This window comes from Burkholderia sp. AU31652, assembly GCF_002223155.1.
GTDB lineage: Bacteria > Pseudomonadota > Gammaproteobacteria > Burkholderiales > Burkholderiaceae > Burkholderia.
In genome coordinates this window covers 2,689,096-2,713,037 of record NZ_NKFG01000005.1, presented here as the reverse complement: position 1 = coordinate 2,713,037, position 23,942 = coordinate 2,689,096, and the positions used below count along the sequence as shown (strand labels likewise).

Below are 23,942 nucleotides of genomic sequence, written 5' to 3'. Positions count from 1 at the left end.
CTTTTGCCGCTTCGAACATCGGTATCAGCCCAGCACCCCGTCGTCGTGCGCCATCATCAGCGCACGCATCGCGGACCACATTCCGTAGTAGTGGACGATGTAGCTGTCCGCGCGCCGAAACAGCCAGGGCGTGTTGAAGCTGACGAGATCGGCCACGCCTTCGCCGTCCAACTGCCCGTCGCGCTCCATCGCGCGAATGAAATGCAGCTGGTCGCCGTCGCTCGCGTAGACGCTCGACCGGTCGTGCAGCGCGGCGATCGTCGTCATCATGTCGCGCAGCATTGCGTCGTTGCGCTCGGTGTGCCGGAACGCCATCACGCCCGAGTTGAACGCCCACTGGCCGAGATCGTGCGCGAGCAGCCAGTCGCGCCCTTCGAGCAGCGGCGCCAGCGCTTTCTGCTGGTCCGCGATCAGCACGTCGGCATCGAGCCACACGACCCATTCGTGATGCTGCAGGTACGCATGCAGCAGCCACGGCTTGAACCAGTTGCCGGTCGCGTTCAGGCCGATCTCGGCCGGAATGTCGCGATGCACGTAGAGCGTGTAGCCGTGCGTGTCGCAGTACCGCCGGAAATTCCGTTCGGCGACGCGCGCATAGCTGCCGATGTTCGGCGTGTAGAGCGTCATCAACGCAATCGGGCGGCCCGGGTTGTAGGTGCTGCGCTCGGCGGCTTCGTCCGGCGTGTTGGCGGCGTCGTGATCGAACGAGAACATCGGCCGGCCGGCGGCACGGCATCGATTGACGTACGCGACGAGCGTGTCGCGGAAACGGGGTGTCGTGCCTTTCCGTTCGGGATCGTCCGGCGTGTCGTCGATGCTGATCGCGAACGTCGGTTCGCGGCTCCACATCGGATCGAGGTCGGGGCTGCTCGGCATGACCGGATACAGCCCGTCGATCGGGGTCATGTAGTGATGCGTGTCGAGCGCCGCGAACAGCGCGGCCTCCGAGGTCAGCCGCGGTTCGCTGCCGAGCTTGCAGCGTTGCACCAGCTGCATCACGATCGCCCGCACGGCCGCCGTATTGCGCCAGATCTGCACGTCGACCTGCGGCAACGGGGGCGCGAACGCGTCGACGAACAGCATGTCGCGGCTGCGCATCAGGCGATCGAGCGCGACGGGCTCGATGATCGCCGCATCTTCGCTGAGCAGCAGCACGAGCTCGCCGGGCTGCGCGCCGCGCAGCACATGGAGCAGTGATTCGTAGCGATGGAGCGGCCGCAACGGCAGCGCCTGCGGCATCGCGGAGGCGTCGACGATTGCGTGGCGATAGCCGTGCGCCTGCGCGTACTGCCGGTGATTCTCGAGGCTGGCGGGCGCGTCGTGACTGAAATGGCTGAGGACGATCATCGCGCGCTCCGGAGGCCGCGAAGCGGATCGCGGCGGGCGCCGGGCGCGGGGCGTGTCGGCACGGCATCGCGGCCGGGCACGCGTTCCGGCGCATGCCGCCCCTGTTCATGATGGATTGCCCGGAAGACTTGCGCGGCGTCGCGTTCCATTCTGTCAGCCATTTTTTCCGCAGCGTGGCTGCGAGGTCGTTGTCTGCCCGCGCCGGATGCCGATAGCGTCCGGCCATCCCCCGGCATCCCGGTAGCGCGGCGGGTCGCCGGAGTATCGCACAACCGTCTCGCCGATTGGCATGCGCCGGCCGTGCGCTGACCATCCCTGACAGTATGCGGCCGGCGCTCCGCTAGAATGCCCGCTGGCCGCCGGCGAGCGCCGCTTGACGCGGGCGGCGCATCGCGCGCTACACTGCGTCCATTCCATCCCCATCCAACCTTCCATCCCGCCGACGATGACGTCCCCTGTCCTGAACGGCCTGCGCATCGGTATCACGATCGGACTGCGTGCCCCCGACGAAAGCCTGTGGATCAACGGCATCAAGCAGAACGCGCTGTTTCTCGCGAAGCTGCTGATGGCGTCGCCGCACGGCTACCGCGTGACGCTGGTCAACACCACCGATGTGCCGCTCACCGATGCGCTGCCGTGGGATCGCCACGTATTCGACACGCGCACGTTCGACGACATGAAGGATTCACTCGACGTGATGATCGAGCTCGGCGGCCAGGTCAACGGGGAGCAGACGGCCTACCTGAAGGCGCGCGGCGCGAAGCTCGTCAGCTACTGCTGCGGCGTCGAGTACATCAACGTGATGGAGTCGATGCTGTTCGGCCGCCGGCTGTGGGATTCGCTGTTCATCAACCGCGGCTACGACGAGGTGTGGGCGATTCCGCAGATCGCGCCCTCGTCGCTGCCGTTCCTGCAGTCGCTGCGCCGCTGCCCCGGGCGCGTCGTGCCGTTCGTGTGGGATCCGATGTTCCTGAGTGCGCGCGCCGCGCCGCTGCCCGAGCACGGTGAATACCGGCCGCGCAGCGAGCCCGGCAAGCGGCTGACGGTGATGGAGCCGAACCACGACGTGGTGAAGTTCTGCGTGTATCCGATGCTGATCATCGACGAAGCGTATCGGCGCGACCCCGATGCGATCTGCTTCACGCACGTGACGAATGCCCTCCATCTCGCACACGACAGCCCCGAGTTCGTGATGCTGATGAACTACCTCGACATCGTGCGCGCGGGCAAGGCGAGCTTCGTCGGGCGCTTCGATACGCCGCTGTTCCTGGCCGACCTGACCGATATCGTCGTGTCGCACCAATGGTCGAACCCGCTCAACTATTTCTATTTCGATGTGTGCTGGCAGGGCTATCCGCTCGTGCACAACGCGAGCCTCGCGCCCGATCTCGGCTACTACTATCCGGACAACGACGTGCAGCAGGGCGCCGATGCGCTGCTGCGCGCGCTGCATACGCACGATGACGACTGGGAAGCGTACACGCGGCGCCAGCGCGAGATCCTCGGCCGCTATACGTCGGCCAATCCGGCACTCGTCGCCGAATACGACGCGCTGCTCGCGAACCTGGTCGGCGCCTCGGCCGCATAAGGCCCGATGTTTCGCGCGACGCACACCGTCGCGCCCAATCCCGCCATCGGGATTGTCCCGCCCTAATGTCTGACGAAATAGTGCCGTTAAAAAAGAAACCGCCGAACCCGATCGGTTCGACGGTTTTGAAGGCACGAATTTGACGGCTCCGAGGGAAGTCCGTCGGAAATCATTTTAGAGGTTAACAAGTATTTAAGATTGTTAAAAATGGTTCAATCTATAATCATCATATGAATTAAATTGATATTATCGATTAAATGCTGTTTGATTCATGTTTGAAAATTCAATAATTCGTTTGAAGCAATAAAATTGAATGCTGCGACGATCGAATGACGTGCGGCAGCCGATTTTCGACGTAGGTGCCGGCCTCCGCGATAGGCTCGACAGCGGGCGATGACACGATACTTCATGGGGCGGTATTTATCTGATCAATTCAGGATTTCCTGATTTAGAGATCCGTAAATTCCTGGTGAATTGATTTGGATCGAGTTGTTTAGTCGAAAGAAATAAACAGCATTCGAATCGGGGTTCCGTAATTTGCGTTAGTGTGACCTGTCGCACATTCGGTATCGTGCGCGCATGGTGTATTTCCAGTAACTGAATATCGTTGAAAAATATCGAATTTGACGGCGCGCCGAAGCGAACAGTACGCCCCCGGAAAAGATCGACATAACAGGATGGGCCGGGTAGGCGGCGGAGCGCGTCATGGGTCGGCTTGCTCCGCATGTTTGTTGAGGTCGAGCCGCGATCGGCGGCTCGCCATTTGCCGGAGCGCCGGATGAATGCGGTCGAAGCTCGCCTGGAGGCGAATCGGGAAGCGAATCGTGACGAAATCGATCTCGTGTTCGGCGCCCCCGACGATCATCCCGACCTTGCGTCGGTACGCAGTTTCGTGGAAAGCCGGCTCGGGTTCGCGCAAGAGCCCGTGTGCCGGGCGGACCTCTCGGGTGGTGTGCTGTACCAGGAATGCCTGGCGCGATTGCGGTGGGGTGAGCGCGATACGCTGCCGCCGGTCGCGTTCCTGCCGCGCCTCGAGGCGCTCGGGCTGATGCGGTGGTTCGACCGGCTCGTGGTCGGCCGGACGATCGATGCGCTGCGTGCCGATCCGGCTGCCGTTTACGGCTGCAACGTGGCGGCGGCGAGCGCGGTGGTCGACGACGCGTGGCTGGCCATCTTCAGGCGGCTCGAGCGCGAGCCGTCGGTCGCGGCGCGGCTGGTGGTCGAGATCACGGAGACGGGGCCGCTGAACCCCGTCGCGGGGCGATCGTTCGTGAACCGCTTCCGGCAGGCCGGGTGCCGCATCGCGATCGACGATTTCGGGGTCGGCTTCAGCGCATTGAACAACCTGGTGGTCGGCAATCCCGACATCGTGAAGCTCGACCGGTCGATCCTGTCGATGATCAAGCGCAACGCGATCGGGCGTTACCAGCTCCGCCGGCTGATCGCGTTCGCGCATGAAGGGGCGCGACACGTCGTCGTCGAAGGCGTGGAGAGCGAGGTCGACCGGCAGATCATCCTGGATGCCGGCGTCGCGTGGGCACAGGGCATCCGTTTTTCGTGGCGGTCGCCGGCCGCCGCGTGACGGCGCGGGAACAGGCGAGGTGGCGTGCAGGATGCACGCCGATGTCGGGCGTGATCGGCGCGTGGCCGGGACGAATCGCAAAGGGGCTGAGCATGGCAGGGACGAAGGCCGGAGGCGGAACGGGCACGCAGGCGGCCGGTGCGCGCGACCTCGTCGCGATCACCGAGCTGGCCGACATGCTGTGGCAACTGGGCGCCGAATCGACCGAGGTGCCGATCGACGTCGCACCGTATCTCGACGGCCTGAAAGCCATTGCACGCCGCATTCAGCGGATGACGCCGCTCGACGCCGGCGGCCGCGAGCTGGCGGCGCGGCACTATTACGCGGCCGTCATCGCGGGCGCGTGCGGCGACGATTCGGCCATCGCGCGCGGCGTGTCCGACAGCCTCGTCAAGCCATCCGGCGGCGCCAGCCGGCCGGTGGCGCATTGCTTCGCGGTGCTCGCGCGGATGGGGCGGCGGCATGGCCGTACGTTCGCCGCGCAGAGCGGCGATCGGGTGCTGGTCTAGCGCCTGTTCACGCCAGTCACGGGTGCCGGCGCGGCACGAGGCGCACGGCCCGCGTCGACATCATCCGCGCGCCGCGGCCCCGATCAACATCCTGTCGATCAATCCTTCCCGAATCCGCCGAGCACGAACGCCATCGCGCGGTCGACCGCGTCGTCCCATTGCCCGACGCGCGCGGCGCGCACGATCCGGATGCCGGGATAGAGCGCGGTGCGCGAGCCGGTTTCCCAGCGCGCGTCGGCTTTCGGGCTGAGCAGCAGCACGGCCGGCACGCCGAGCGCGCCGGCGAGGTGGATGTGCGCGGTGCAGGTGGTCACCACGGCATCCAGCGCCAGCATCAGCCCCGCCAGGTCGCTGAAGTCGCCGATCGCGTGATGCGGGAACGTCACCGGCAGGTCCGATTGCTCGGACTGCGCGGACAGGTCGCGGTTGATGCAGTACGCGGCGTGGCCGTGCATTCGCGTCAGCGGCGCGAAGTCGCGCAGGCTGGCCGCGCGATGGAAGCGCGCGTCGCTTTCGTCGCGCCCGCGCCAGTTGAGCCCGATGCGGCGCGTGCCGGCGGGATGGCCGTCGCGCGACACGCGCTCGCGCCACGCGGCCGCGCGCTCGGGCGGGCACGACAGGTAGGCGGCCGCCGAGCCTGCGGGCGCCGGCGCATAGCCGAACTGCGCGGCGAGCATCAGGCACGAACACCAGTAGTCGTGCGCGAGCGGCGACGTGTCGACCCATGCGCCCTGTGTGCCGATGAATTCGATGTGCGGGAACGTGTGACGCAGCAGGCCCGTCAGCGCGTCCGGCACGACGACGGTCACGCTCGTGCAGCCGAGTGCGCCGAGCGCAGGCAGGTAGCGCGCGTACTGGAGCTGGTCGCCGACGCCGCCGTAGCTGAGCACGAGCAGCCGTTTGCCTTGCAGCGGCTGGCCCTGGTAGAGCCGCTCCGTCGCCAGCCCGAACTGGGCGGCCGTCAGCACGTTTTCGCTGGCGATGGTGGCGAGGGCGGCCTCGTCGCGCCGGCCGGCGCGCAGCAGCAGCGCCGAACGCGCGAGTTCGATGCGCCCACGCGTCGCGTCGGGCAGGGCGGCAGGATCGCCGAAGCGTTCGAGCGCCGCGAGCCCGGCTTCGGGCGCGCCGGCGAAGCCGTAGCACGACGCGAGCTGCAGCGCGATCGCATCGTCGTCGAGCCCGCGGCCGCGCGCACGGTGCCAGCGGTCGATGGCATGGCCCCATTCGCCGCGCGACTCGTGGTCGAGTGCGAGATTCCAGTTCGTTTCGGGCGCCTCGGCGTCGGCGGCTGCGGCTGCGGCTGTCGCTGCCGGGGGCGCCGTATCGCTTTCCGCCTTCGACGTGACGGCGAGCGGTTCGCCCGAGATGATCAGCTTCTGTCGGTCCCAGCGCGGGTTCGGCACACACAGCATGTTCAGGCCGTCGATCCGGTAGAACGTGTAGTCGAGGCCGGCGAACGTGGCGATGATCGGCGCCTCGCCGACTTTCCAGTATTCGATCCAGCACCACGGCAGATGCGTCTCGATCAGCCGGCGCGCGCCGCGCAGCGCGTCGATCTCCATCCCTTCGATGTCGAGCTTCAGGAAATCCAGCCGAGGCAGCCCGAGCGAGTCGAGCCGCACGACCGGGGTCGGCGTGCCGCCGTCAGCCTGCCCGCCGACGAGCGAGACCTGGCCGAAGTCGGCCTCCTGTCCGTAGTCGACGTCGGGCACCTTCATCGTCCCGTTGGCGCTGGCGAGCCCCATATTCAGCAGATGGACGTTGTCGAGCTGGTTGAGCGCGACCGTGCCGCCGAGCGCATGGAACAGCGTGCGCTGCGGCTCGAACGCATACACGCGGCCGCCACGTGCCCGCAGCCGGTGCGCGATCGGCACGCATACGAGCCCCGCATTTGCGCCGCCGTCCACCGCGATCGCATCGTCCGGCAACTGGTCGATCACGTGCAGGATCGTGTCGAGCTCGCCCTGGATGTGCGGCCGGCCGGTCTTGATCAGCGCTTCGGCCTGAAGCGCGCAGTGCCGGTTGATGACGAACGGGCCGTGGATCGAATCGATCACGACGAAATTGCGGACGGTCTGATTCATGGGCGGGGCGTGTGCGAAGGAGGTCAGCCGAGCGCGCGGCCGTCGAACAGCTGCCGGATCTGCGCGGAATATGCGTGGACGTTGTGCTCGGCGAGCGTGTCGACCTGGTGCAGGCAGCGGCGGGCCGCGGCCGCGTAGTCGTCGAGCCGCGCGTCGTGCGTCTGCGCGGCGGTCGCGATCGCACGCGCCGCATCGAAGATCTCGAAGTCGGGGTAGTAGTAGCCGACGTCGCGCAGGAACGGCGAGTTGTGCACGAGCGGGTAGTTGCCGTACAGCGCGTCGTACAGCAGGTAGTTGAGGCCGTTTTCCCAGTGATGGGACACGACGATGTCGGTGTGATGCGCGGCCCAGGCGACGAACGGCGCGCGCACGTCGGCAGTCGCCTTGCCGTCGCGCACCATCTCGAGCCCGAGCGCGAGATGCTTGAAGGCGACGTTTTCCTTCTTGTCGAACGTGTTGGTCATGAACACGTGCTCGACGAGCTCCGGATGCTCGACGTAGCACGCGTTCGCGGCGAGCATCGGCACGATCGAGCTCTTCACGACGTTCAGGTTCGGTTCGAAGAACGCGATGCGCTTTGCGGTGCCGTGGTTGCGATAGCCGAAGCGCGCTTTCAGTTCAGGGTCGGCGTCGAGGCTGCGTTCGATGAAATACGGCGACCAGATGTGCGGCAGCTCGATCACCGGCGCGCGATAGACGGCCTGGAAATACGCCGCGCACGTGTGCATGTGCTGCGGGTTGGTCCAGATCTCGTCGAACTGTACGCGGTTCGGGTTCGGCCGCCACTGATTCTTCTCGAAGTTGATCGTCTCGACCGCGATCACGTAGTCGTTGCCGAAGCGGTACGACACGCACTTGCCGCCGCGCCGGCGTACCGCATCCGTGTGGGTCTGGTCGATGAACGCATTCATCTCGATCAGCAGGTCGGTCTGGTGGACGACGGCCGACAGCGGCCGCAGCGCGTCGCCGAACGCGTCCATCATCAGCGCTTGCGGATAGTCGGTGATGCCGTCGTCGTGCGCGAGCCAGACCTCGCCGATCAGCGGCGACTGCTTCAGCAGCATGTACAGGAACACGCAGTGCTGGTTCGCGCCGTTGTACCAGATCGACTGCGTCGCGTCGCGCTGCACGTTCATCGTTATCGCGACATTGAGTTTCATCGGAGGCTCCGTGGTGCGGGCGATGCGCGGATTACGGCGTGCCGCTCGGCGACTTGTATGGCACGTAGCCGGTCAGGTGCCACTGGCCGTCGTCGAGACGAAAGCTCAGTTTCTCGAACATGGTTTCGCCATTCGTCAGCGTCGTGGTGTAAGCGACGTTCGCGTAGAAGCCGTCGGGCGTCGTCGCGGCATTCACGGAGTGGATACGCGTGATCTGCATCCAGTCGCGGTGGCTGACCGAGCCGACGCTCTGGCGCGCACGCTGCGTGTCGGCCACGAACTGGTCCTGCTTGATGCGCGCCTTCACGAACGGGGCGGCGTCGGTCCACACCGCGCCGAACTGGCCGGCGTCGAGCTGCTTGAGCACCGCAGCCGAGTCGCTCAGCAGCGTGTCGGCCGACGGGCCGGTCGATTGCGCGTGTGCGCCGATCGCGATCGAAGCGACGGCGCAGCCGATCAGCCATTTTGCGCGGGTGAGGAGCGGGCGTGCGTTCATGTCGGAGTCCGGAAGGGGCGGCGCGTCACGCGTCGCGATAGAGGGTGGCGATCGCGTCCGTATAGGCGGCGACGTTCTCGGGGTTGTAGATGCTGACGGCGCTGAGCACGTGCTTCGATTGCTCGCGGTACGCGTCGAGGTTCGCGTCGTGCTCGGTGAACGCCTTCAGCAGCGCGCGGCCGCCGGCCTGGCAGTCGAAGTCCGGATAGAAATACCCGGCCTTGCCGAGGAACGGCGAGTTGTGGATCAGCGGGTAGTCGCCGTACAGCAGCTCGTAGTACAGGTAGTTCTGCGCGTTTTCCCACGTGTGCGACACCACCGCATCGCCGTATGCGGCCATGAACTCGTACACCGCATAGCGGCTTTCGAACGTCGTGATCCCGTGGTTCACGATGTCGAGGCTCTTCGCGAAGTGGACGAACGTCGCATGCTCCTTCAGGTGCAGCGTGTTGCACACGCGCACGAACTCGAGGAAATCAGGCTTGGCCCGATACGCTTCCTCGGCCACCAGCATCGGGATCACGCTCGTCTTCACCATGCAGATGTTCGGCTCGAACATCGTCACGCGCCAGCGCGGCTTGCCGGGCGCATAGCCGAACGACAGCCCGGCGCCGAGCGTCGCGCGCGCCTTGTCGAACAGCATCGGGTGCCAGATATGCGGGACGATCGTGACGGGCGCGCGCAGGCCCGTCTGGTAATAGTGCAGGCACGAGCGCTCGAATTCGGGGATCGTCCACACGGCGTCGTACGGCGCGCCCGAGAACAGGAAGCCCGACGGCTTGTCGAACATCGCGCGTTCGATGTCGATCACGTAGTCGTTGCCGACGCGCATCGTGACGACCTTGCCGCCGCGCTCGCGGAACGCGCGCAGGTAGTCCGCGCCGAACTGCGCGCTCATTTCGATCAGGACGTCGCAGCGCTGCAGCGCTTCGTCCATCGACAGCAGCGGCACGTCCCATTCGCCGAGCATCATCTGCGGATCGGCGACCTGTTCGCCGCCGTTCACCATCACGGCTTCCGCGACGAGCGGCGACTGGCGCAGCAGCAGGATCAGCAGCAGGCAGTTCTGGAAGATGCCGTTTTCCCACAGCGACTGGCCGGCGCCGCGCACGAACAGCGACACGCCGACGACGAGACGCTTGCCCTCGCCGGGCGCTTGACGGGCATTGGAGTCCGACATGCGTATGCTCCGGTTCAGGCGACCAGACGCGAGACGAACGCGTCCAGGTTCGCGGGGTTGTCGATCGAGACCGACTGCAGCAGCCGGCCGGCCTTCGCGCGGTAGTCGTCGAGGCGTTCGTCGTGATGCAGCCACGCCTCGAGCAGCGCTCGGCCGCCCGCGGCGGAATCGAAGTCCGGGTAGTAGTAGCCGGCGTCGCCGATCAGCGTCGAGTTGTGGATCAGCGGGTAGCCGCCGTACAGCACGTCGTAATACAGATAGTTCTGCCCGTTTTCCCAGTGGTGCGACACGACCGCGTCCGCATGGCGCGCCATGAAGCCCGGCAGGTCGAGGCGCGGCTCGAAGGTCGCCTTGTGCTGGCGCACGAGCTCGAGGCTGTTCGCGAAGTGCACGAAGGTCGGATGCTCCTTCATGTGCAACGAATTCACGACGAACATGTGCTGGACCGCGTCCGGGCGCGCGCGGTAGAACTCGTCGCACGCGAGCATCGGGTAGTGGCAGGACTTCGCGACCGAGATGTTCGGTTCGAGCATCGCCAGGTGCCACGGGCGGCGGCCCGGCCGATAGCCGAACGTCGCGCCTTCCGCGGCGAGCGCGGCGACGCGGCGATCGAGGAAGTACGGCGACCAGATGTGCGGCATCAGGTGGACCGGCGCGCGCAGGATGGTCTGCAGCATTGGCGCGGCGGTCTTGTCGTATTGCGGCAGCAGCCACACTTCGTCGAACGGCGCGCCGTTGAAGATGTGTCCCGACGGTTTGCCGAAGATCGGGGTTTCGCACAGGCCGGCATACACGTGCCCGCAGAAGAACGCGGCGATTTTCTTGCCGAGCGCCTTCATGTGCCTGAGCCATTCCACCGGCAGCTGCGCGCCCATTTCGATCACGACGTCGAGTTCGTGCGTGACGTCGGCGGGCTTCACGAGCGGGATGTCGAGGCCGTCGAGTTCGAGGCCGGCCGGCAGCGCGCTGGCGTCGCCGCCGTTCAGGAAGTAGACGGGGCCGACACGATCCGAGCGCTTGAGCATCATCGCGAGGAACGCGATGTTCTGGTGTATGCCGTTTTCCCAGATCGCCTGGCCGTCGCGCGCAAACAGCGAGATGCCGACCGCCGGCCGTTGCTTGCGGGTGCCGCCCGAGGCGGCTTCATTGATGTCCGTCACCGGTTGGTTTCCTCTGCGGCGTCGTGCGTCCGGGCATCGCGTCGAGCGTCTGGCCTGGAAGCGGCGCGCCGTGGATCGTCATGGTTGCATGTGCGCCGGTGCGCCGCGGCGGGCGAATCGGGCGACCGGGTTCGCGAGGGCGGCAGCCGGTTTCCGGCGTGTCGTCGGGTACGCCTGGCACGGCGTGCGAGTCGGGCAGGCTGCCCCGGCGACTGTCTGCGGCGATTGTGGCACGGAAACCACCGGTTTTGGCGGGACGTGACGAACTTTGACATAGCCGCCGGCCAACGGAAACGGGCGCCGGCGAAGCGGCGCCCGGGCGGTCCGGCGGCGGTCGGGTGCGAGCCCGGCGCGGCGCTGGCGGCCGGCCGGATCGGTGCGCCGCGCGCGGCGGCGGCCCGCTCAGTGCTGCAGGCGGATTTCGACGCGGCGGTTGCTGGCGCGGCCTTCCGGCGTCGTGTTGGACGCGACCGGATCGGCCTTGCCGCGACCCGTGACCGTCAGCGAGTCGGTCTTCAGGCCGTGCGCCTTCAGGTACGCCGCGACGGATTCGGCGCGGCGCTTCGACAGCGCGAGGTTGTAGTCGTCGCTGCCCACCGAGTCCGTAAAGCCGGTGACGCTCACCTGCGAGTACGTGTGGTCGGCGCGCTCGCTCAGCAACCGGTCGAGCGATTCGCGCGCGGTCGGGGCGAGCGTCGCGTGGTCGGTCGCGAACAGCGCGTCGCCCGACAGGTTCACCTGTTCGACGACGGCAGCCGCCGGCGCGGCGGCCGACGCTGCTTCGGCCGGCGCCGCGCCGCACTGGAACACGAGCGTCGCGGGATCGGATTTGTCGCGCAGCGCGCGGGCCGAGTCGACGGCGCGCACCGGCTCTTCGCCGCAAATCTTGCGGGCGGCCTTCATGCAGGTCTGCGGGCCCGACAGCAGGCCGTGGCAGTCCACCTGGAAGGTCCGCACGCCGTCGCGCGGCTGCAGTTCGGAAGCGCTGAAGGTCGGGCCGGATGCGGTCGAGCACGCGGCGAGGGCCGTTGCGGAAAGTGCGAGCGCAAGAGCGAGTTTGTTCACGGTTACATCCTCAATGCTTGGGTTGACTGAAGCCCGCCACGGGTGGCGCGGCGGGCTCGTCCGGCCGTCGGGGCCGCCGCGGGCCGTCCGGCTGGCGAGCCGGGCGGCCTGGCGGCGCGACGCGTTACTTCCACTGGTACAGCATGCCGGCGCCGATCACCTTCTGACCGCCGCTGAAGCCGCCGTTGATCGACGCCTTCAGGTTCTCCGTGATGCGAGCCTGCATGTTGACCGCCATCGCCTTCTGGCCGAGGAAGGTCGACGTACCCACGCCCATCCCGAAGTTGGCATCGCGATCGAGCTGCGGGATCGATGCCATCGCGCCGACGGCCGCGATACCCTGCTTCGCCATCTGGTCGGTCTGCTGCAGTTGCGAACCCAGCGAGTTGATCTGCGCCTGCTGGCCCGACAGTGCCGTCGACAGCGTCGTCTGCACCTGCGTCAGCTGGTTCACGTTCACCGCGTCGGTGCCTTGCGTGCCCGGCGCGACGTTCGTGATCTGGCGCTGCTGCTGGTCGCTGCCGACCGACACCACGTTCGAGCGGCCGCCGTCGTTGGAGCCCGCACCGATCGCCACCGAGTTCGAACCCGCGGTGACGACCGGAAGGTCGTTGCCCTTGCCGTTCAGGTCGGCGGCGACGCCGTTGTTGTTGTTGGAACGAATCGTGTTGTTGTTGATCGTCGTCGACAGCGAGTTCAACGTGTTGTTGATGTTGGTCACGCCGGTCGACAGCGACGCCACGTTGCTGTTCGTCGTGCTCAGGCCGGTGGACAGCGAGCCGATGCCGGTCGAGGTCGACGTCGACAGCGAGTTGACGTTGCTGTTGGTCGTGCTCAGGCCCGTCGACAGCGAGTTGATCGCGGTCGAGGTCGACGTGGACAGCGACGCCACGTTGCTGTTCGTCGCGCTCAGGCCGGTGGACAGCGAGTTGATGCCCGTCGACAGCGACGCGACGTTCGACGCGGTCGACGTCGACAGCGTGTTGATCGCGTTGTTCGTCGCGTTGAGCTGGCTGCCGTTGATCGCGTCCGTGCTGCTGGCCGAGATCCGGCCCGCGGCGACGTTCGTGATCTGGCGTTCCTGGCCCGGTGCGCCGACGCTCACCACGCCGACCGGCGAGCCGCCTGCGAAGGGGTACGTGACACCGCCGATCGTGGCGCTCGACGTCGGGTTCGCGGCGCTCGTGACCGAGTTCGCGCCGAGCGCGATCGAGTTGGCGACGTTGGCCTGTGCGTTCGTGCCGAAGGCGAGTGCGTCGGCGGCGGTTGCCTTCGCAGCCGAGCCGTACGCTTGCGCGCCGGTGGCGCTTGCCGTGGCCTGGTTGCCGAGCGCGATCGTGTTGTCCGCGGTGGCCTGGTTCGAGTTGCCGAGGGCGAGCGCGCTCGCGCCGTTGGCCGTGTTCGCGTTGCCGAGCGCCACTGCGCCGTTGCCGGTCGCCGTGTCGTTCGCGCCCATCGCCACCGCGCCGGTACCCGTTGCGATGCTCGGGTCGCCGATCGCGACCGCGCCGTCGCCGGTTGCCGTGTTGCCGGAGCCGATCGACACGGCCTTGCCGCCCGTTGCCGAGGCGTTCTGGCCGATGGCGACCGCGCCTGCCGACTGTGCGTTCGAGCCGTCGCCGACCGCGACGCTGCTGGCGCCTGCCGCGCTGGCGTTCACGCCGGCTGCGAGGGCGTTGGTGCCCGTTGCGCCCGTGTTGTCGTAGTTGGCTTGCTGCACGCCGTTGTCGTTGACGCTGTAGTAGTGCGTCTTCGCGGCGTTGATCGCGGTCGAGGTCGAGGTCGACAGCGAGGTGATCGAGCTGGTCGCCGACGACAGACCGGTCGAGGTCGAAGTCGACAGCGAGATTACCGAACTATTCGTCGAGCTGAGGCCCGTGGACAGCGAACCGATCGAGCTGTTGGCCGACGAGAGGCCCGTCGAGGTCGAGGTCGACAGCGAGGTGATGGAGCTGTTCGCCGAGGACAAGCCGGTCGAGGTCGACGTGGACAGCGAGGTGACCGAACTATTCGTCGAGCTGAGGCCCGTGGACAGCGAACCGATCGAGCTGTTGGCCGACGAGAGGCCCGTTGACGTCGAGGTCGACAACGACGTGATCGAGCTGTTGGCCGAGGACAGACCCGTCGAGGTCGAAGTCGACAGCGAGGTCACCGAACTATTGGTCGAGCTGAGACCCGTGGACAGCGAACCGATCGAGCTGTTAGCCGACGACAGGCCGGTCGACGTGGAGGTGGACAGCGACGTGATCGAGCTGTTAGCCGAGGACAGACCGGTCGACGTCGAGGTCGACAGCGAGGTGATCGAGCTGTTAGCAGACGACAAGCCGGTCGACGTGGAAGTCGACAACGACGTGATCGAGCTATTTGCCGAAGACAGGCCCGTCGAGGTCGAGGTCGACAGCGAGGTGATCGAGCTGTTGGCCGAGGACAGACCGGTCGACGTGGAAGTCGACAGCGACGTAATCGAGCTATTCGCCGACGACAGACCGGTCGACGTGGAGGTGGACAGCGACGTGATCGAACTGTTAGCCGAGGACAGACCGGTCGAGGTCGAGGTCGACAACGAGGTGATCGAGCTGTTCGCAGACGACAAGCCGGTCGAGGTCGAAGTCGACAGCGACGTCACCGAGCTATTCGTCGAGCTGAGGCCCGTGGACAGCGAACCGATCGAGCTGTTGGCCGACGACAGGCCGGTCGACGTGGAAGTCGACAGCGACGTCACCGAGCTATTCGTCGAGCTGAGGCCCGTGGACAGCGAACCGATCGAGCTGTTCGCCGACGAGAGACCGGTCGAGGTCGAGGTCGACAGCGAGGTCACCGAACTATCCGTCGAGCTGAGGCCCGTGGACAGCGAACTGATCGAGCTGTTGGCCGACGACAAACCAGTCGAGGTTGAAGTCGACAGCGAGGTCACCGAACTATTCGTCGAGCTGAGGCCCGTGGACAGCGAACCGATCGAGCTGTTAGCCGAGGACAGGCCGGTCGACGTCGAAGTCGAAAGCGACGTGATCGAACTATTAGCCGACGAGAGGCCGGTCGAGGTCGAGGTCGACAGAGAGGTCACCGAACTATCCGTCGAGCTGAGACCCGTGGACAGCGAACCGATCGAGCTGTTAGCCGACGAGAGACCCGTCGACGTCGAGGTCGACAACGACGTGATCGAGCTGTTCGCCGAGGACAAGCCGGTCGAGGTCGACGTGGACAGCGACGTGATCGAGCTGTTAGCCGATGACAGGCCCGTCGAGGTCGACGTCGAGAGCGAGGTGATCGAACTGTTGGCCGAGGACAAGCCGGTCGAGGTCGAGGTGGACAGCGACGTGATCGAGCTATTGGCCGACGACAGACCGGTCGACGTGGAAGTCGACAGCGAGGTGACCGAGCTATTGGTCGACGAGAGGCCGGTCGAGAGCGAACCGATCGAGCTGTTTGCCGACGACAGGCCGGTCGAGGTCGAAGTCGACAGCGATGTGATCGAGCTGTTAGCCGACGACAGACCAGTCGAGGTCGAAGTCGACAGCGACGTGATCGAACTGTTAGCCGACGAGAGGCCAGTCGACGTGGAAGTCGACAGCGATGTGATCGAGCTGTTTGCCGACGACAGGCCGGTCGAGGTCGAAGTCGACAGCGATGTGATCGAGCTGTTTGCCGACGACAGACCAGTCGAGGTCGAAGTCGACAGCGACGTGATCGAACTGTTAGCCGACGAGAGGCCAGTCGACGTGGAAGTCGACAGCGATGTGATCGAGCTGTTTGCCGACGACAGGCCGGTCGAGGTCGAGGTCGACAGCGACGTGATCGAGCTGTTTGCCGACGACAGACCAGTCGAGGTCGAAGTCGACAGCGACGTGATCGAACTGTTAGCCGACGAGAGGCCGGTCGACGTGGAAGTCGACAGCGATGTGATCGAGCTGTTTGCCGACGACAGGCCGGTCGAGGTCGAGGTCGACAGCGACGTGATCGAGCTGTTTGCCGACGACAGACCAGTCGAGGTCGAAGTCGACAGCGACGTGATCGAACTGTTAGCCGACGAGAGGCCGGTCGACGTTGAAGTCGACAGCGACGTGATCGAGCTGTTAGCCGAGGACAGACCGGTCGAGGTGGAAGTCGACAGCGACGTGATCGAACTGTTAGCCGACGAGAGGCCCGTCGACGTCGAGGTCGACAGCGAGGTGACCGAGCTATTGGTCGATGAGAGGCCGGTCGAGAGCGAACCGATCGAGCTGTTGGCCGATGACAGGCCCGTCGACGTCGACGTGGACAGCGAAGTGATCGAGCTGTTAGCCGAGGACAAGCCGGTCGAGGTCGAGGTCGACAGCGAGGTGATCGAGCTGTTGGCCGACGACAAGCCGGTCGACGTCGACGTGGACAGCGACGTGATCGAGCTGTTAGCCGAGGACAAGCCGGTCGAGGTCGAAGTGGACAGCGACGTGATCGAGCTATTGGCCGACGACAGACCGGTCGAAGTCGAGGTCGACAGCGAAGTTACCGAACTATTCGTCGAGCTGAGGCCGGTGGACAGTGAACCGATCGAGCTGTTGGCCGACGACAGACCCGTCGACGTCGACGTCGACAGCGACGTGATCGAGCTGTTAGCCGACGACAGGCCGGTCGAGGTCGAGGTGGACAGCGACGTGATCGAGCTGTTGGCCGACGACAGACCCGTCGACGTCGACGTCGACAGCGACGTGATCGAGCTGTTAGCCGACGACAAGCCGGTCGAAGTCGAGGTCGACAACGAAGTCACCGAGCTATTCGTCGAGCTGAGGCCGGTGGACAGCGAACCGATCGAGCTGTTGGCCGACGACAGGCCGGTCGAGGTCGAGGTGGACAGCGACGTAATCGAGCTGTTGGCTGACGACAGCCCCGTCGACGTGGAAGTCGACAGCGACGAGACCGAACTGTTGGTCGAACTCAGGCCGGTCGACAGCGACGAGATTGCGCTGCTGGACGACGACACAGTTGTCGACAGCGAATCCACGGCCACATTGGTTGCAAAGAGCTGCGAGCCGTTGATTGCGTCGGTACTGGCCGCGGAGATCGCGCCGGCCGCAACGTTCGTGACCTGGCGCTGGTTGGTCGAGCTGCCAACACTGACCACGCTCGTCGGATTACCGCCCGCGAACGTGCTGGTTACGCCGCCGACGGTACCGGTAGGCGTCGGGTTGGCTGGGGCCGTAGTGGAGCCGCTGCCCAGCGCGACGCTGCCGACGTTGCTCGCGACGGCATTCGGGCCGATCGCGACCGCGTTGCTTGCGCTCGCGCTCGCAGCATTGCCGACGGCGACGCCGCTTGCGCCGGCTGCGTTGGCAGCATTGCCGACGGCGACACTGCTGGCGCCCGCGGCCGTGGCGGCTACACCGGCGGCGAGCGAGTTGATGCCCGTTGCGCCGTTGTTGTTGTAGTTGGCTTGCTGCACACCACCGTCGTTGACGCTGTAGTAGTGCGTCTTCGCGGCTTCGATCGCAGTCGAGGTCGAGGTGGACAGCGAGGTAATCGAGCTGGTGGCCGACGAGAGACCGGTCGACGTGGACGTGGACAGCGAGTTGATGCTCGTCGACGTGGACGTGGACAGCGAGGTAATCGAGCTATTGGCCGACGACAGACCCGTCGACGTGGAAGTCGACAGCGAAGTGACCGAGCTATTGGTCGACGAGAGACCGGTCGAGAGCGAGCCGATCGAGCTGGTAGCCGACGACAGGCCGGTCGAGGTCGAAGTCGACAGCGAAGTGACCGAGCTATTGGTCGACGAGAGACCGGTCGAGAGCGAGCCGATCGAGCTGGTGGCCGACGACAGGCCGGTCGAGGTCGAAGTCGACAGCGAAGTGACCGAGCTATTGGTCGACGAGAGGCCGGTCGAGAGCGAGCCGATCGAGCTGGTAGCCGACGACAGACCGGTCGAGGTCGAAGACGACAGCGAAGTGACCGAGCTGTTGGTCGACGAGAGACCGGTGGACAACGAGCCGATCGAGCTGGTAGCCGACGACAGGCCGGTCGAGGTCGATGTCGACAGCGAAGTGACCGAGCTATTGGTCGACGAGAGACCGGTCGAGAGCGAGCCGATCGAGCTGGTAGCCGACGACAGACCCGTCGAGGTCGACGTGGACAGCGACTTGATCGAGCTGTTAGCCGACGAGAGGCCGGTCGACGTGGAAGTCGACAGCGAAGTGACCGAGCTATTGGTCGACGAGAGGCCGGTCGACAGCGAACCGATCGAGCTGGTAGCCGACGACAGACCCGTCGACGTCGAAGTCGACAACGAAGTGACCGAGCTATTGGTCGACGACAGGCCGGTCGACAACGAGCCGATCGAGCTGGTGGCCGACGACAGACCCGTCGATGTCGAAGTCGACAGCGAAGTGATCGAGCTATTCGCCGACGACAAACCGGTCGAAGCCGACGTCGACAGGCTCGTGATGCTCGACGTCGTCGTGCTTGCTACCGAATAGAGCTGGCTGCCGTTGATCGCATCGGTGCTGGTCGACGTGACGAGGCCCGCTGCAACGTTCTGGATGCGACGCTCGTTGCCCGCCGTACCGACGCTGACGACGCCGTTGGCAGCGCTTGCGCCGGCAAAGTTGCCGAACGTCTGGCTACCGATCGTGGCGGAGCTGATCGAACCTGTGCCGCCGGTCGCCGAGTTCGCTGCACCAATCGTCGCCGAGTTGTTGCCAAGAGCAACGGAATTTGCCACGTTGGCTGTCGACAGGTAACCGAGCGCCATCGCGTTGCCGGCCGAAGCGGTCGACTGGTATCCCATCGCGACCGCATTGCCGTTGCCGCTGGCCGTCGCAAACGAACCGATCGAAATGTTTCCTGCCTGGGAAGCCGTGGATTGCTGGCCGATTGCCACGCTCTGGAGCGCACTTGCGGTGGCCACGCCAAGCGCCACGCTGCCCCCGCCAGCCGCGCTGGCATTGACGCCGATCGCGGTCGCATAGTTCGCCGTCGCGGAGCTGCCGTTGCCGTAAGCGGAAGCCGGTGCCGAAGAGCCGCCCGCATACGACGAAGCGCCGATTGCGGTCGAACCTGCGTAAGCCGCCGTGGCGCTGCTGCCGATACCGACCGAACCCGCACCCGTCACGCTGTTGGCACTGCCGAGCGCAACCGCGCCGGTGCCATTCGCCGAGTTGCCGTTGCCGAGCGTGACCGCGCCCGTGCCGCTTGCCGAATTGCTGGTGCCGAGCGCAACCGCGCCGTCGCCGCTGGCCGTCTGCGAACGACCGATCGCCACCGCGCCGCCAGTTGCGGAACCGCTGTTGGCCGTCGTGCCCGACGAGCCGATTGCGACGTTCTGGCCGGTTGCACCGGAAACGACGCCATCGCCCTGTGCGATGCCGTAGGCGCCGTTCGTCGTCGCACCACGGCCGATCGCGATGCCGGACGTTGCGCTCGAGGTGACCGACGATTGGCCGCCGATCGAGATCGAATCCTGCGCGGTCGCCTGTGCGCCCGCGGTGGAGTTGCTGCCGATCGCGGTCGAGCCGGCGCCGGACGCCAGTGTCTGAATGCCGTTGACCGCGCTGGTGCTACCCATGGCGGTTGCATAGTTGCCGGTTGCCTTCGTGCCGCTGCCAACGGCGGTGGCGAACTGGCCGGTTGCCGACGTGCCCTGGCCGAATGCGGAAGAGGCAGTGTTGGTGGCCGATGAGCCCGTACCGAAAGCCGTCGAGTTCGATCCGCTGGCGACCGTGTTGCTCGGCGAGTTGGCGCCAATAGCAATCGCGCCGGCATTGGAGGCGGTCGGGCTTTGGCCCGCCACGCACGAGCCGAAAGAGCCGGAGCCGATGGCGATCGAGGTTGAGCTGGTCGAATTGCCGCCCCCGGCGCTATACCCGGATGTCGAGCACTGCGCATAGGCGACGTTGCCGCCGGCCGCCCCGGCGACCATGATGGCGGCCGCGACGGCCTTGACGACGGCCGACTTGTTCGGCTTGCCCCGTGCCGAATCGATTTCCGATGCGGCGACCCACGCGCCGAGGGATTCGTTCCAGATCGAGCGGTATGTGCGGTTCATGTCCTGCTACCTCCAAATATGCACGCCACACACCGGTCTCTTTTGTTAGAGGAATACTCCGTGCGCTCGCGCGAATCTCAAAATTGATGGGCGGAGTTTATTGGAGGGGGATTTTTCAGATTGATAAAAAGTGATAAATAGCGGGTTTTGAAAGTTAAAGGATGGTTAATAAGTCGCGTTTTGATGCATCTGTGCGGAATGTATTTGAAAGTTGTAAGAATGTTTAGTGCAGGGTTTGAAACTTACGGGGGCGCATTGGTTTTTCGTATAAAAATCATGGCTTTACGGTAGTTTTGTGCGTTGGGTTACACAACGGAGACGCTCAATTGTAAGATGGATGAAATAGCAAACGTTTGCGGAGCGGAGGATTCTTTCAGCTATGTAATGTATGTGGATGTGCCATGGGATAATGTGATTCCCATCTTGTTAATGTGTTAATTCAAGATTTGTGTTTCGTTTTTATATTGATTTTATCGATTATCTTTAAATTAAATTAATTTGAAATATCGAACATCTGGCTGTGCTGATTTACGCATCGGGTCCACTGCGATGGCCCGCGAGACGGGCGTTTCGGGCCGGTTGGCCCGTCCAATTTGTAAAAAAGTGCTACAGGGTGGTGGGCCGAACCATCACCATTCATCTTTCGAATTTGTCCTATTGACTATTTCGATGATGGTGACAATCGGATGGGATTCGGCGACGGGGCGAATCCGTCTGGCAGGCGTGACCGACGTCGATGGTGCGCCTGGCGGCGACAGGTTGTTAAAAGGGCTGTCCGGCATCGGTGGCGACGTCCCCGAAACGTCAAATCCCGGGTGTGACAATTTGTCCGCGCGTGCCGAAGCGCCGAAGAAAAAAGGGCGCGAGTGAGTGTGTCAGCCGCGCCACATCAGCAGGTCGATGAAAGTCAGCGAGGTTCCGCACCGCGTGCGATGGGGCGGCCTCGAGTTGCCCGGTTGCCCGACCGGACAACCGGGGCAACCGGGCTGCTGCCCGGCGCGGCGCCCTTACTTCTTGAGAAACCGCAGCGCGAATCGCGCCATGCGCGGCACGAACAGCGGGCGCAGCAGGCGCTTGTCGTAGCCGGCCATCCGCCGGTCGTTCTCGGCGAGACACAGTTCGATCAGCTCGCGCGGATTGAGCGCGTCGCCGATATCGGCGGTGCCGGTTGCCGGGAAGTTCGCGTCACGTGCGACGCCGTCGGAATCGATGCCGCGCGCGATGCCGATGCGCTCCCGGATCAAATGCACCCACACGGCCGCGACCCGCGCGAAGAACCACGGCCGGCGCCACCACGGGAGCGAGCGCCAGTACCACGCGTACCAGTTCACGAAGAACAGGATGTGGCGGCCTTCTTCCTGGATCACCGGCTCGAAGGTTTCAACGAGTTCGGGCGGGAAATAGCCGGAGCGCTGCGCGGAACGGAACAGGCCGAACGCGAAGAAGCTGTCGATGCATTCGCTGAAGCCCGTGACGATCCACCACCACTCGGGATCTTTCGGTGCAGGGTAGGCCGGCTCGGGGGCGAGCCGGATGCCGTATGCCTCGACGAGCTTCGACAGCACGACCTTGTGCCGCGCTTCCTCGCCGCCGTCCATCTCGAGCGCGCGGCGCAATAGCGGATTGCCGATCGTCGCCGCATAGGTGGCCACGCGAATCGATGCGCGGCCTTCGGTCTGCACCGCGATGTCCCAGATCGGCAGCGACGTGAGCCGTTTGAGCTCGGCGGGCGTGAGCGCCGGCCAGTCGATCACGGCCGGCTTGTACGGATTGTGTGTGTCGAGCAGCATGCGGCAGAACATCTGCATGTGCGCATCGGAACCGATCCGGACCGGACCTTGCCTCTCGAAGGTCCAGTTGCGCATTGCGTGATCTGCTGCTGCATGCTGTTCCTGCAGCGTGTCACTCATGGCTGTTGTTATGCGATTACGGGTCGAAAGATTCTTGCATAGCTTCCGTAAACGCGTATTTTCGAGCGGCCATGCGCACGCCGGCCAGGCGTGCGTCACGCGTTCGTGTCGACCCAGAGGCGGCCCCAGCGGGACGCGTAGGCCAGAGCGTGCTCTTCCTCGAAGAAGAAATCGATCGCGTCGAACGAAACGGCGCGCGGCGACGGGCCGCCGCTCGCCTTCTCGATCGTCAGGTTGGCGGCGAACAGCCCGTTCGGCAACCGGGCGGCAGCGGGGGCGACTTCGTAGCCCTTGTAGCGGATCGTACGGTTCATGGCGTGCGCGGAGAAAGTTCGGAGGTTCAGCGTACGAAAACCCGCCCGCGGCGTGAACCAATCTTTCGGCCAATGCAAATCACGCGGCGGGCCGAATTCTTATCGGCGCGGGGAAAGGGCAGCAGGGAGAGGCGTCGACGTACACGGCGCGTGGCCGCTCGTCCGAATGTGCACCGCCCGCGCCGGCGAATGGAATCGTCCGGGCGCGGGCGGTGGAAGGCGGGGAAATTACTGGTTGGCGATCTTCAGCACGGGTGCGAGCGCATCGACCGATGCCGCATGCGAGGCCGCGCGATGCGAGGCGAACGCGAGCGCGAACTCGGCCGCCTGCGTGCCGACCGTCTCGAGCTGCGCGACGACCTTCGGATCCGAGCAGCTCTCGGCGCTGTCGAAGCGCGTTTCGAGCGTGTTCACGGTCGCGCCGAACGGCGTCGGCCAGCCGCGCAGCGCGTGCACGATCGAACGCAGCGACGTCAGCACGGTGCCGGCCGCCTGCCAGCCGTAGGCCGTGACGATCAGGCCGACCGCACGGCCGTCGAGATACGGGCGATCGTCCGCGCGCAGTTCCTCGAGCGTGTCGAGTGCGTTCTTCACGAGGCCGGAGACGCCGCCGTGATAGCCGGGCGTCGCGATGATGATCGCGTCGGCCTGGCGCACGGCGTCGATCAGTTCGCGCTGCGCGTCGGTCAGCGTTTTGTGCTCGGGCGCGTAGTGCGGCAGCGTATGCAGGAACGGGCCGTCGAACAGCCGCGTGCGTGCGCCGGCCGCTTGCGCGCCGCGCAATGCGAACGACAGCGCGCGTTCGGTCGACGACGCTGCCCGGGTGGTACCGCCAATGCCGACGACGAACGGGCGGCGGTGTTGATCGAATGCAGTCAAGGGGCGCTCCTGGGGGATGGCTTGCCCGGCTAAGCACAGGCTTAAAACCAGATGGTAACGACCCCGCCGCCACTCTGAAAACGACTTTTCGTTCTATCGATATGCCGCGCGGCAGGGGCAATCGTGTGCGCGGCCGCCCAGATCGATAGCAGAAATGCTTGGTTGGGACGGCGGGCCGCGGTCGATAAGATGGGCCCGTCTCCTCCATGATGTCTCTACTGACATGGGTTGGCCCCGCCGCGCGGATGCAGGCGGGGCTTTTTTTCGTCCCGGTCTGGAAAAAGGGGCGCGATGTGCGGGGCCGTTGCCCGTTACTCGAACACCGGCCGGAAGAAGCTGCGCTCGTAGCTGACGATGCAGCGTGTTTCCTCCGCGTAGCGGAACGCGGCCTGGCAGGCCGGATCGTCCATCGAGCGTTCGCGGTAGCGCTCGTATTCGGCGAGGCTCGGGAACGAGAACATCGCGAGCGCGATGTTGTTCGCCCCTTCGGACGGCAGGAAGTAGCCGTGATGCGTGCCGCCGAACTTTTCGACGAGCGGAATCCACATCCTGCCGTAGGTTTCGAACTGGTCGAGCTTGTACGGATCGATGACGTAGCGAAGGTAGCAGGTGATCATGAGCGCGCTCGGTGAGGGAAGGAACCCGCGAGTCTGG

At 65.3% G+C, this 23,942-nt stretch carries 16 protein-coding genes; 4 read left to right on the top strand and 12 right to left on the bottom strand.

Annotation, left to right across the window (positions count from 1 at the left end; translation table 11 throughout):
• Nucleotides 1-24 precede the first annotated feature (24 nt).
• Nucleotides 25-1,347 (bottom strand): galactosyl transferase GMA12/MNN10 domain protein, encoded by a 1,323-nt coding sequence (locus tag CFB40_RS29715; RefSeq protein ID WP_089433187.1) that lies wholly within the window; start codon nt 1,345-1,347, stop codon nt 25-27.
• A gap of 445 nt (nt 1,348-1,792) precedes the next feature.
• Here CFB40_RS29715 and CFB40_RS29710 point away from each other — a divergent pair, with 445 nt between their 5' ends.
• From CFB40_RS29710 to CFB40_RS29700, 3 genes are all read left to right on the top strand, one after another.
• A complete protein-coding gene (locus tag CFB40_RS29710; RefSeq protein WP_089426737.1) occupies nt 1,793-2,935 on the top strand; it encodes a DUF2827 domain-containing protein in 1,143 nt (380 codons plus the stop codon).
• Nucleotides 2,936-3,713: 778 nt separating this feature from the next.
• On the top strand, nt 3,714-4,517 hold the full coding sequence (locus tag CFB40_RS29705; protein ID WP_089426738.1) for an EAL domain-containing protein: 804 nt from the start codon (nt 3,714-3,716) through the stop codon (nt 4,515-4,517).
• Between the two features lie 92 nt (nt 4,518-4,609).
• A complete protein-coding gene (locus tag CFB40_RS29700; RefSeq protein WP_089429033.1) occupies nt 4,610-5,026 on the top strand; it encodes a hypothetical protein in 417 nt (138 codons plus the stop codon).
• Between the two features lie 98 nt (nt 5,027-5,124).
• On the opposite strand, the gene CFB40_RS29695 is transcribed toward CFB40_RS29700, so the two are convergent.
• The 7 genes from CFB40_RS29695 to CFB40_RS38290 form a co-directional block, all read right to left on the bottom strand.
• Complete coding sequence (locus CFB40_RS29695; protein WP_089433186.1) at nt 5,125-7,110, bottom strand: FkbM family methyltransferase; 1,986 nt, start codon at nt 7,108-7,110, stop codon at nt 5,125-5,127.
• Nucleotides 7,111-7,133: 23 nt separating this feature from the next.
• Complete coding sequence (locus tag CFB40_RS29690) at nt 7,134-8,270, bottom strand: DUF2827 family protein (RefSeq protein ID WP_089433185.1); 1,137 nt, start codon at nt 8,268-8,270, stop codon at nt 7,134-7,136.
• 31 nt (nt 8,271-8,301) lie between these two features.
• Entirely contained in the window at nt 8,302-8,766 is a 465-nt protein-coding gene (locus tag CFB40_RS29685; RefSeq protein WP_089426741.1) for a DUF4019 domain-containing protein, read from the bottom strand.
• A 25-nt stretch (nt 8,767-8,791) separates the two neighbouring features.
• Nucleotides 8,792-9,946 (bottom strand): DUF2827 domain-containing protein, encoded by a 1,155-nt coding sequence (locus CFB40_RS29680; protein WP_089426742.1) that lies wholly within the window; start codon nt 9,944-9,946, stop codon nt 8,792-8,794.
• A 14-nt stretch (nt 9,947-9,960) separates the two neighbouring features.
• Nucleotides 9,961-11,106 (bottom strand): DUF2827 domain-containing protein, encoded by a 1,146-nt coding sequence (locus tag CFB40_RS29675; RefSeq protein ID WP_089433184.1) that lies wholly within the window; start codon nt 11,104-11,106, stop codon nt 9,961-9,963.
• Between the two features lie 402 nt (nt 11,107-11,508).
• Nucleotides 11,509-12,171: an OmpA family protein gene (locus tag CFB40_RS29670; RefSeq protein WP_089426744.1), complete on the bottom strand. Its 663-nt coding sequence runs from the start codon at nt 12,169-12,171 to the stop codon at nt 11,509-11,511.
• Nucleotides 12,172-12,295: 124 nt separating this feature from the next.
• Nucleotides 12,296-20,185: an ESPR-type extended signal peptide-containing protein gene (locus CFB40_RS38290; RefSeq protein ID WP_143329905.1), complete on the bottom strand. Its 7,890-nt coding sequence runs from the start codon at nt 20,183-20,185 to the stop codon at nt 12,296-12,298.
• A 549-nt stretch (nt 20,186-20,734) separates the two neighbouring features.
• Between CFB40_RS38290 and CFB40_RS38285 the strand changes: the two genes are divergently transcribed.
• Nucleotides 20,735-21,055 (top strand): hypothetical protein, encoded by a 321-nt coding sequence (locus CFB40_RS38285; RefSeq protein WP_143329903.1) that lies wholly within the window; start codon nt 20,735-20,737, stop codon nt 21,053-21,055.
• Between the two features lie 137 nt (nt 21,056-21,192).
• Here CFB40_RS38285 and CFB40_RS29630 read toward each other — a convergent pair whose 3' ends face one another.
• The 4 genes from CFB40_RS29630 to CFB40_RS29615 form a co-directional block, all read right to left on the bottom strand.
• A complete protein-coding gene (locus CFB40_RS29630) occupies nt 21,193-22,095 on the bottom strand; it encodes an aminomethyltransferase (RefSeq protein ID WP_089426749.1) in 903 nt (300 codons plus the stop codon).
• Nucleotides 22,096-22,190: 95 nt separating this feature from the next.
• The gene (locus CFB40_RS29625) at nt 22,191-22,409 is read right to left on the bottom strand and encodes a hypothetical protein (protein WP_011354057.1); all 219 of its coding nucleotides are present in this window, start codon (nt 22,407-22,409) and stop codon (nt 22,191-22,193) included.
• A 228-nt stretch (nt 22,410-22,637) separates the two neighbouring features.
• Nucleotides 22,638-23,288: an NADPH-dependent FMN reductase gene (locus CFB40_RS29620; protein WP_089433181.1), complete on the bottom strand. Its 651-nt coding sequence runs from the start codon at nt 23,286-23,288 to the stop codon at nt 22,638-22,640.
• A gap of 311 nt (nt 23,289-23,599) precedes the next feature.
• Entirely contained in the window at nt 23,600-23,905 is a 306-nt protein-coding gene (locus CFB40_RS29615; RefSeq protein ID WP_089426751.1) for an NIPSNAP family protein, read from the bottom strand.
• Nucleotides 23,906-23,942 lie beyond the last annotated feature (37 nt).

What these genes read in the sequence shown, in the direction of transcription:
- CFB40_RS29715 (WP_089433187.1), bottom strand. Translation starts at nt 1,347, where the DNA reads ATGATCGTCCTCAGCCATTTCAGTCACGACGCGCCCGCCAGCCTCGAG.
- CFB40_RS29710 (WP_089426737.1), top strand. Translation starts at nt 1,793, where the DNA reads ATGACGTCCCCTGTCCTGAACGGCCTGCGCATCGGTATCACGATCGGA.
- CFB40_RS29705 (WP_089426738.1), top strand. Translation starts at nt 3,714, where the DNA reads ATGAATGCGGTCGAAGCTCGCCTGGAGGCGAATCGGGAAGCGAATCGT.
- CFB40_RS29700 (WP_089429033.1), top strand. Translation starts at nt 4,610, where the DNA reads ATGGCAGGGACGAAGGCCGGAGGCGGAACGGGCACGCAGGCGGCCGGT.
- CFB40_RS29695 (WP_089433186.1), bottom strand. Translation starts at nt 7,110, where the DNA reads ATGAATCAGACCGTCCGCAATTTCGTCGTGATCGATTCGATCCACGGC.
- CFB40_RS29690 (WP_089433185.1), bottom strand. Translation starts at nt 8,270, where the DNA reads ATGAAACTCAATGTCGCGATAACGATGAACGTGCAGCGCGACGCGACG.
- CFB40_RS29685 (WP_089426741.1), bottom strand. Translation starts at nt 8,766, where the DNA reads ATGAACGCACGCCCGCTCCTCACCCGCGCAAAATGGCTGATCGGCTGC.
- CFB40_RS29680 (WP_089426742.1), bottom strand. Translation starts at nt 9,946, where the DNA reads ATGTCGGACTCCAATGCCCGTCAAGCGCCCGGCGAGGGCAAGCGTCTC.
- CFB40_RS38290 (WP_143329905.1), bottom strand. Translation starts at nt 20,185, where the DNA reads ATGAACCGCACATACCGCTCGATCTGGAACGAATCCCTCGGCGCGTGG.
- CFB40_RS38285 (WP_143329903.1), top strand. Translation starts at nt 20,735, where the DNA reads ATGGCCCGCGAGACGGGCGTTTCGGGCCGGTTGGCCCGTCCAATTTGT.
- CFB40_RS29630 (WP_089426749.1), bottom strand. Translation starts at nt 22,095, where the DNA reads ATGAGTGACACGCTGCAGGAACAGCATGCAGCAGCAGATCACGCAATG.
- CFB40_RS29625 (WP_011354057.1), bottom strand. Translation starts at nt 22,409, where the DNA reads ATGAACCGTACGATCCGCTACAAGGGCTACGAAGTCGCCCCCGCTGCC.
- CFB40_RS29615 (WP_089426751.1), bottom strand. Translation starts at nt 23,905, where the DNA reads ATGATCACCTGCTACCTTCGCTACGTCATCGATCCGTACAAGCTCGAC.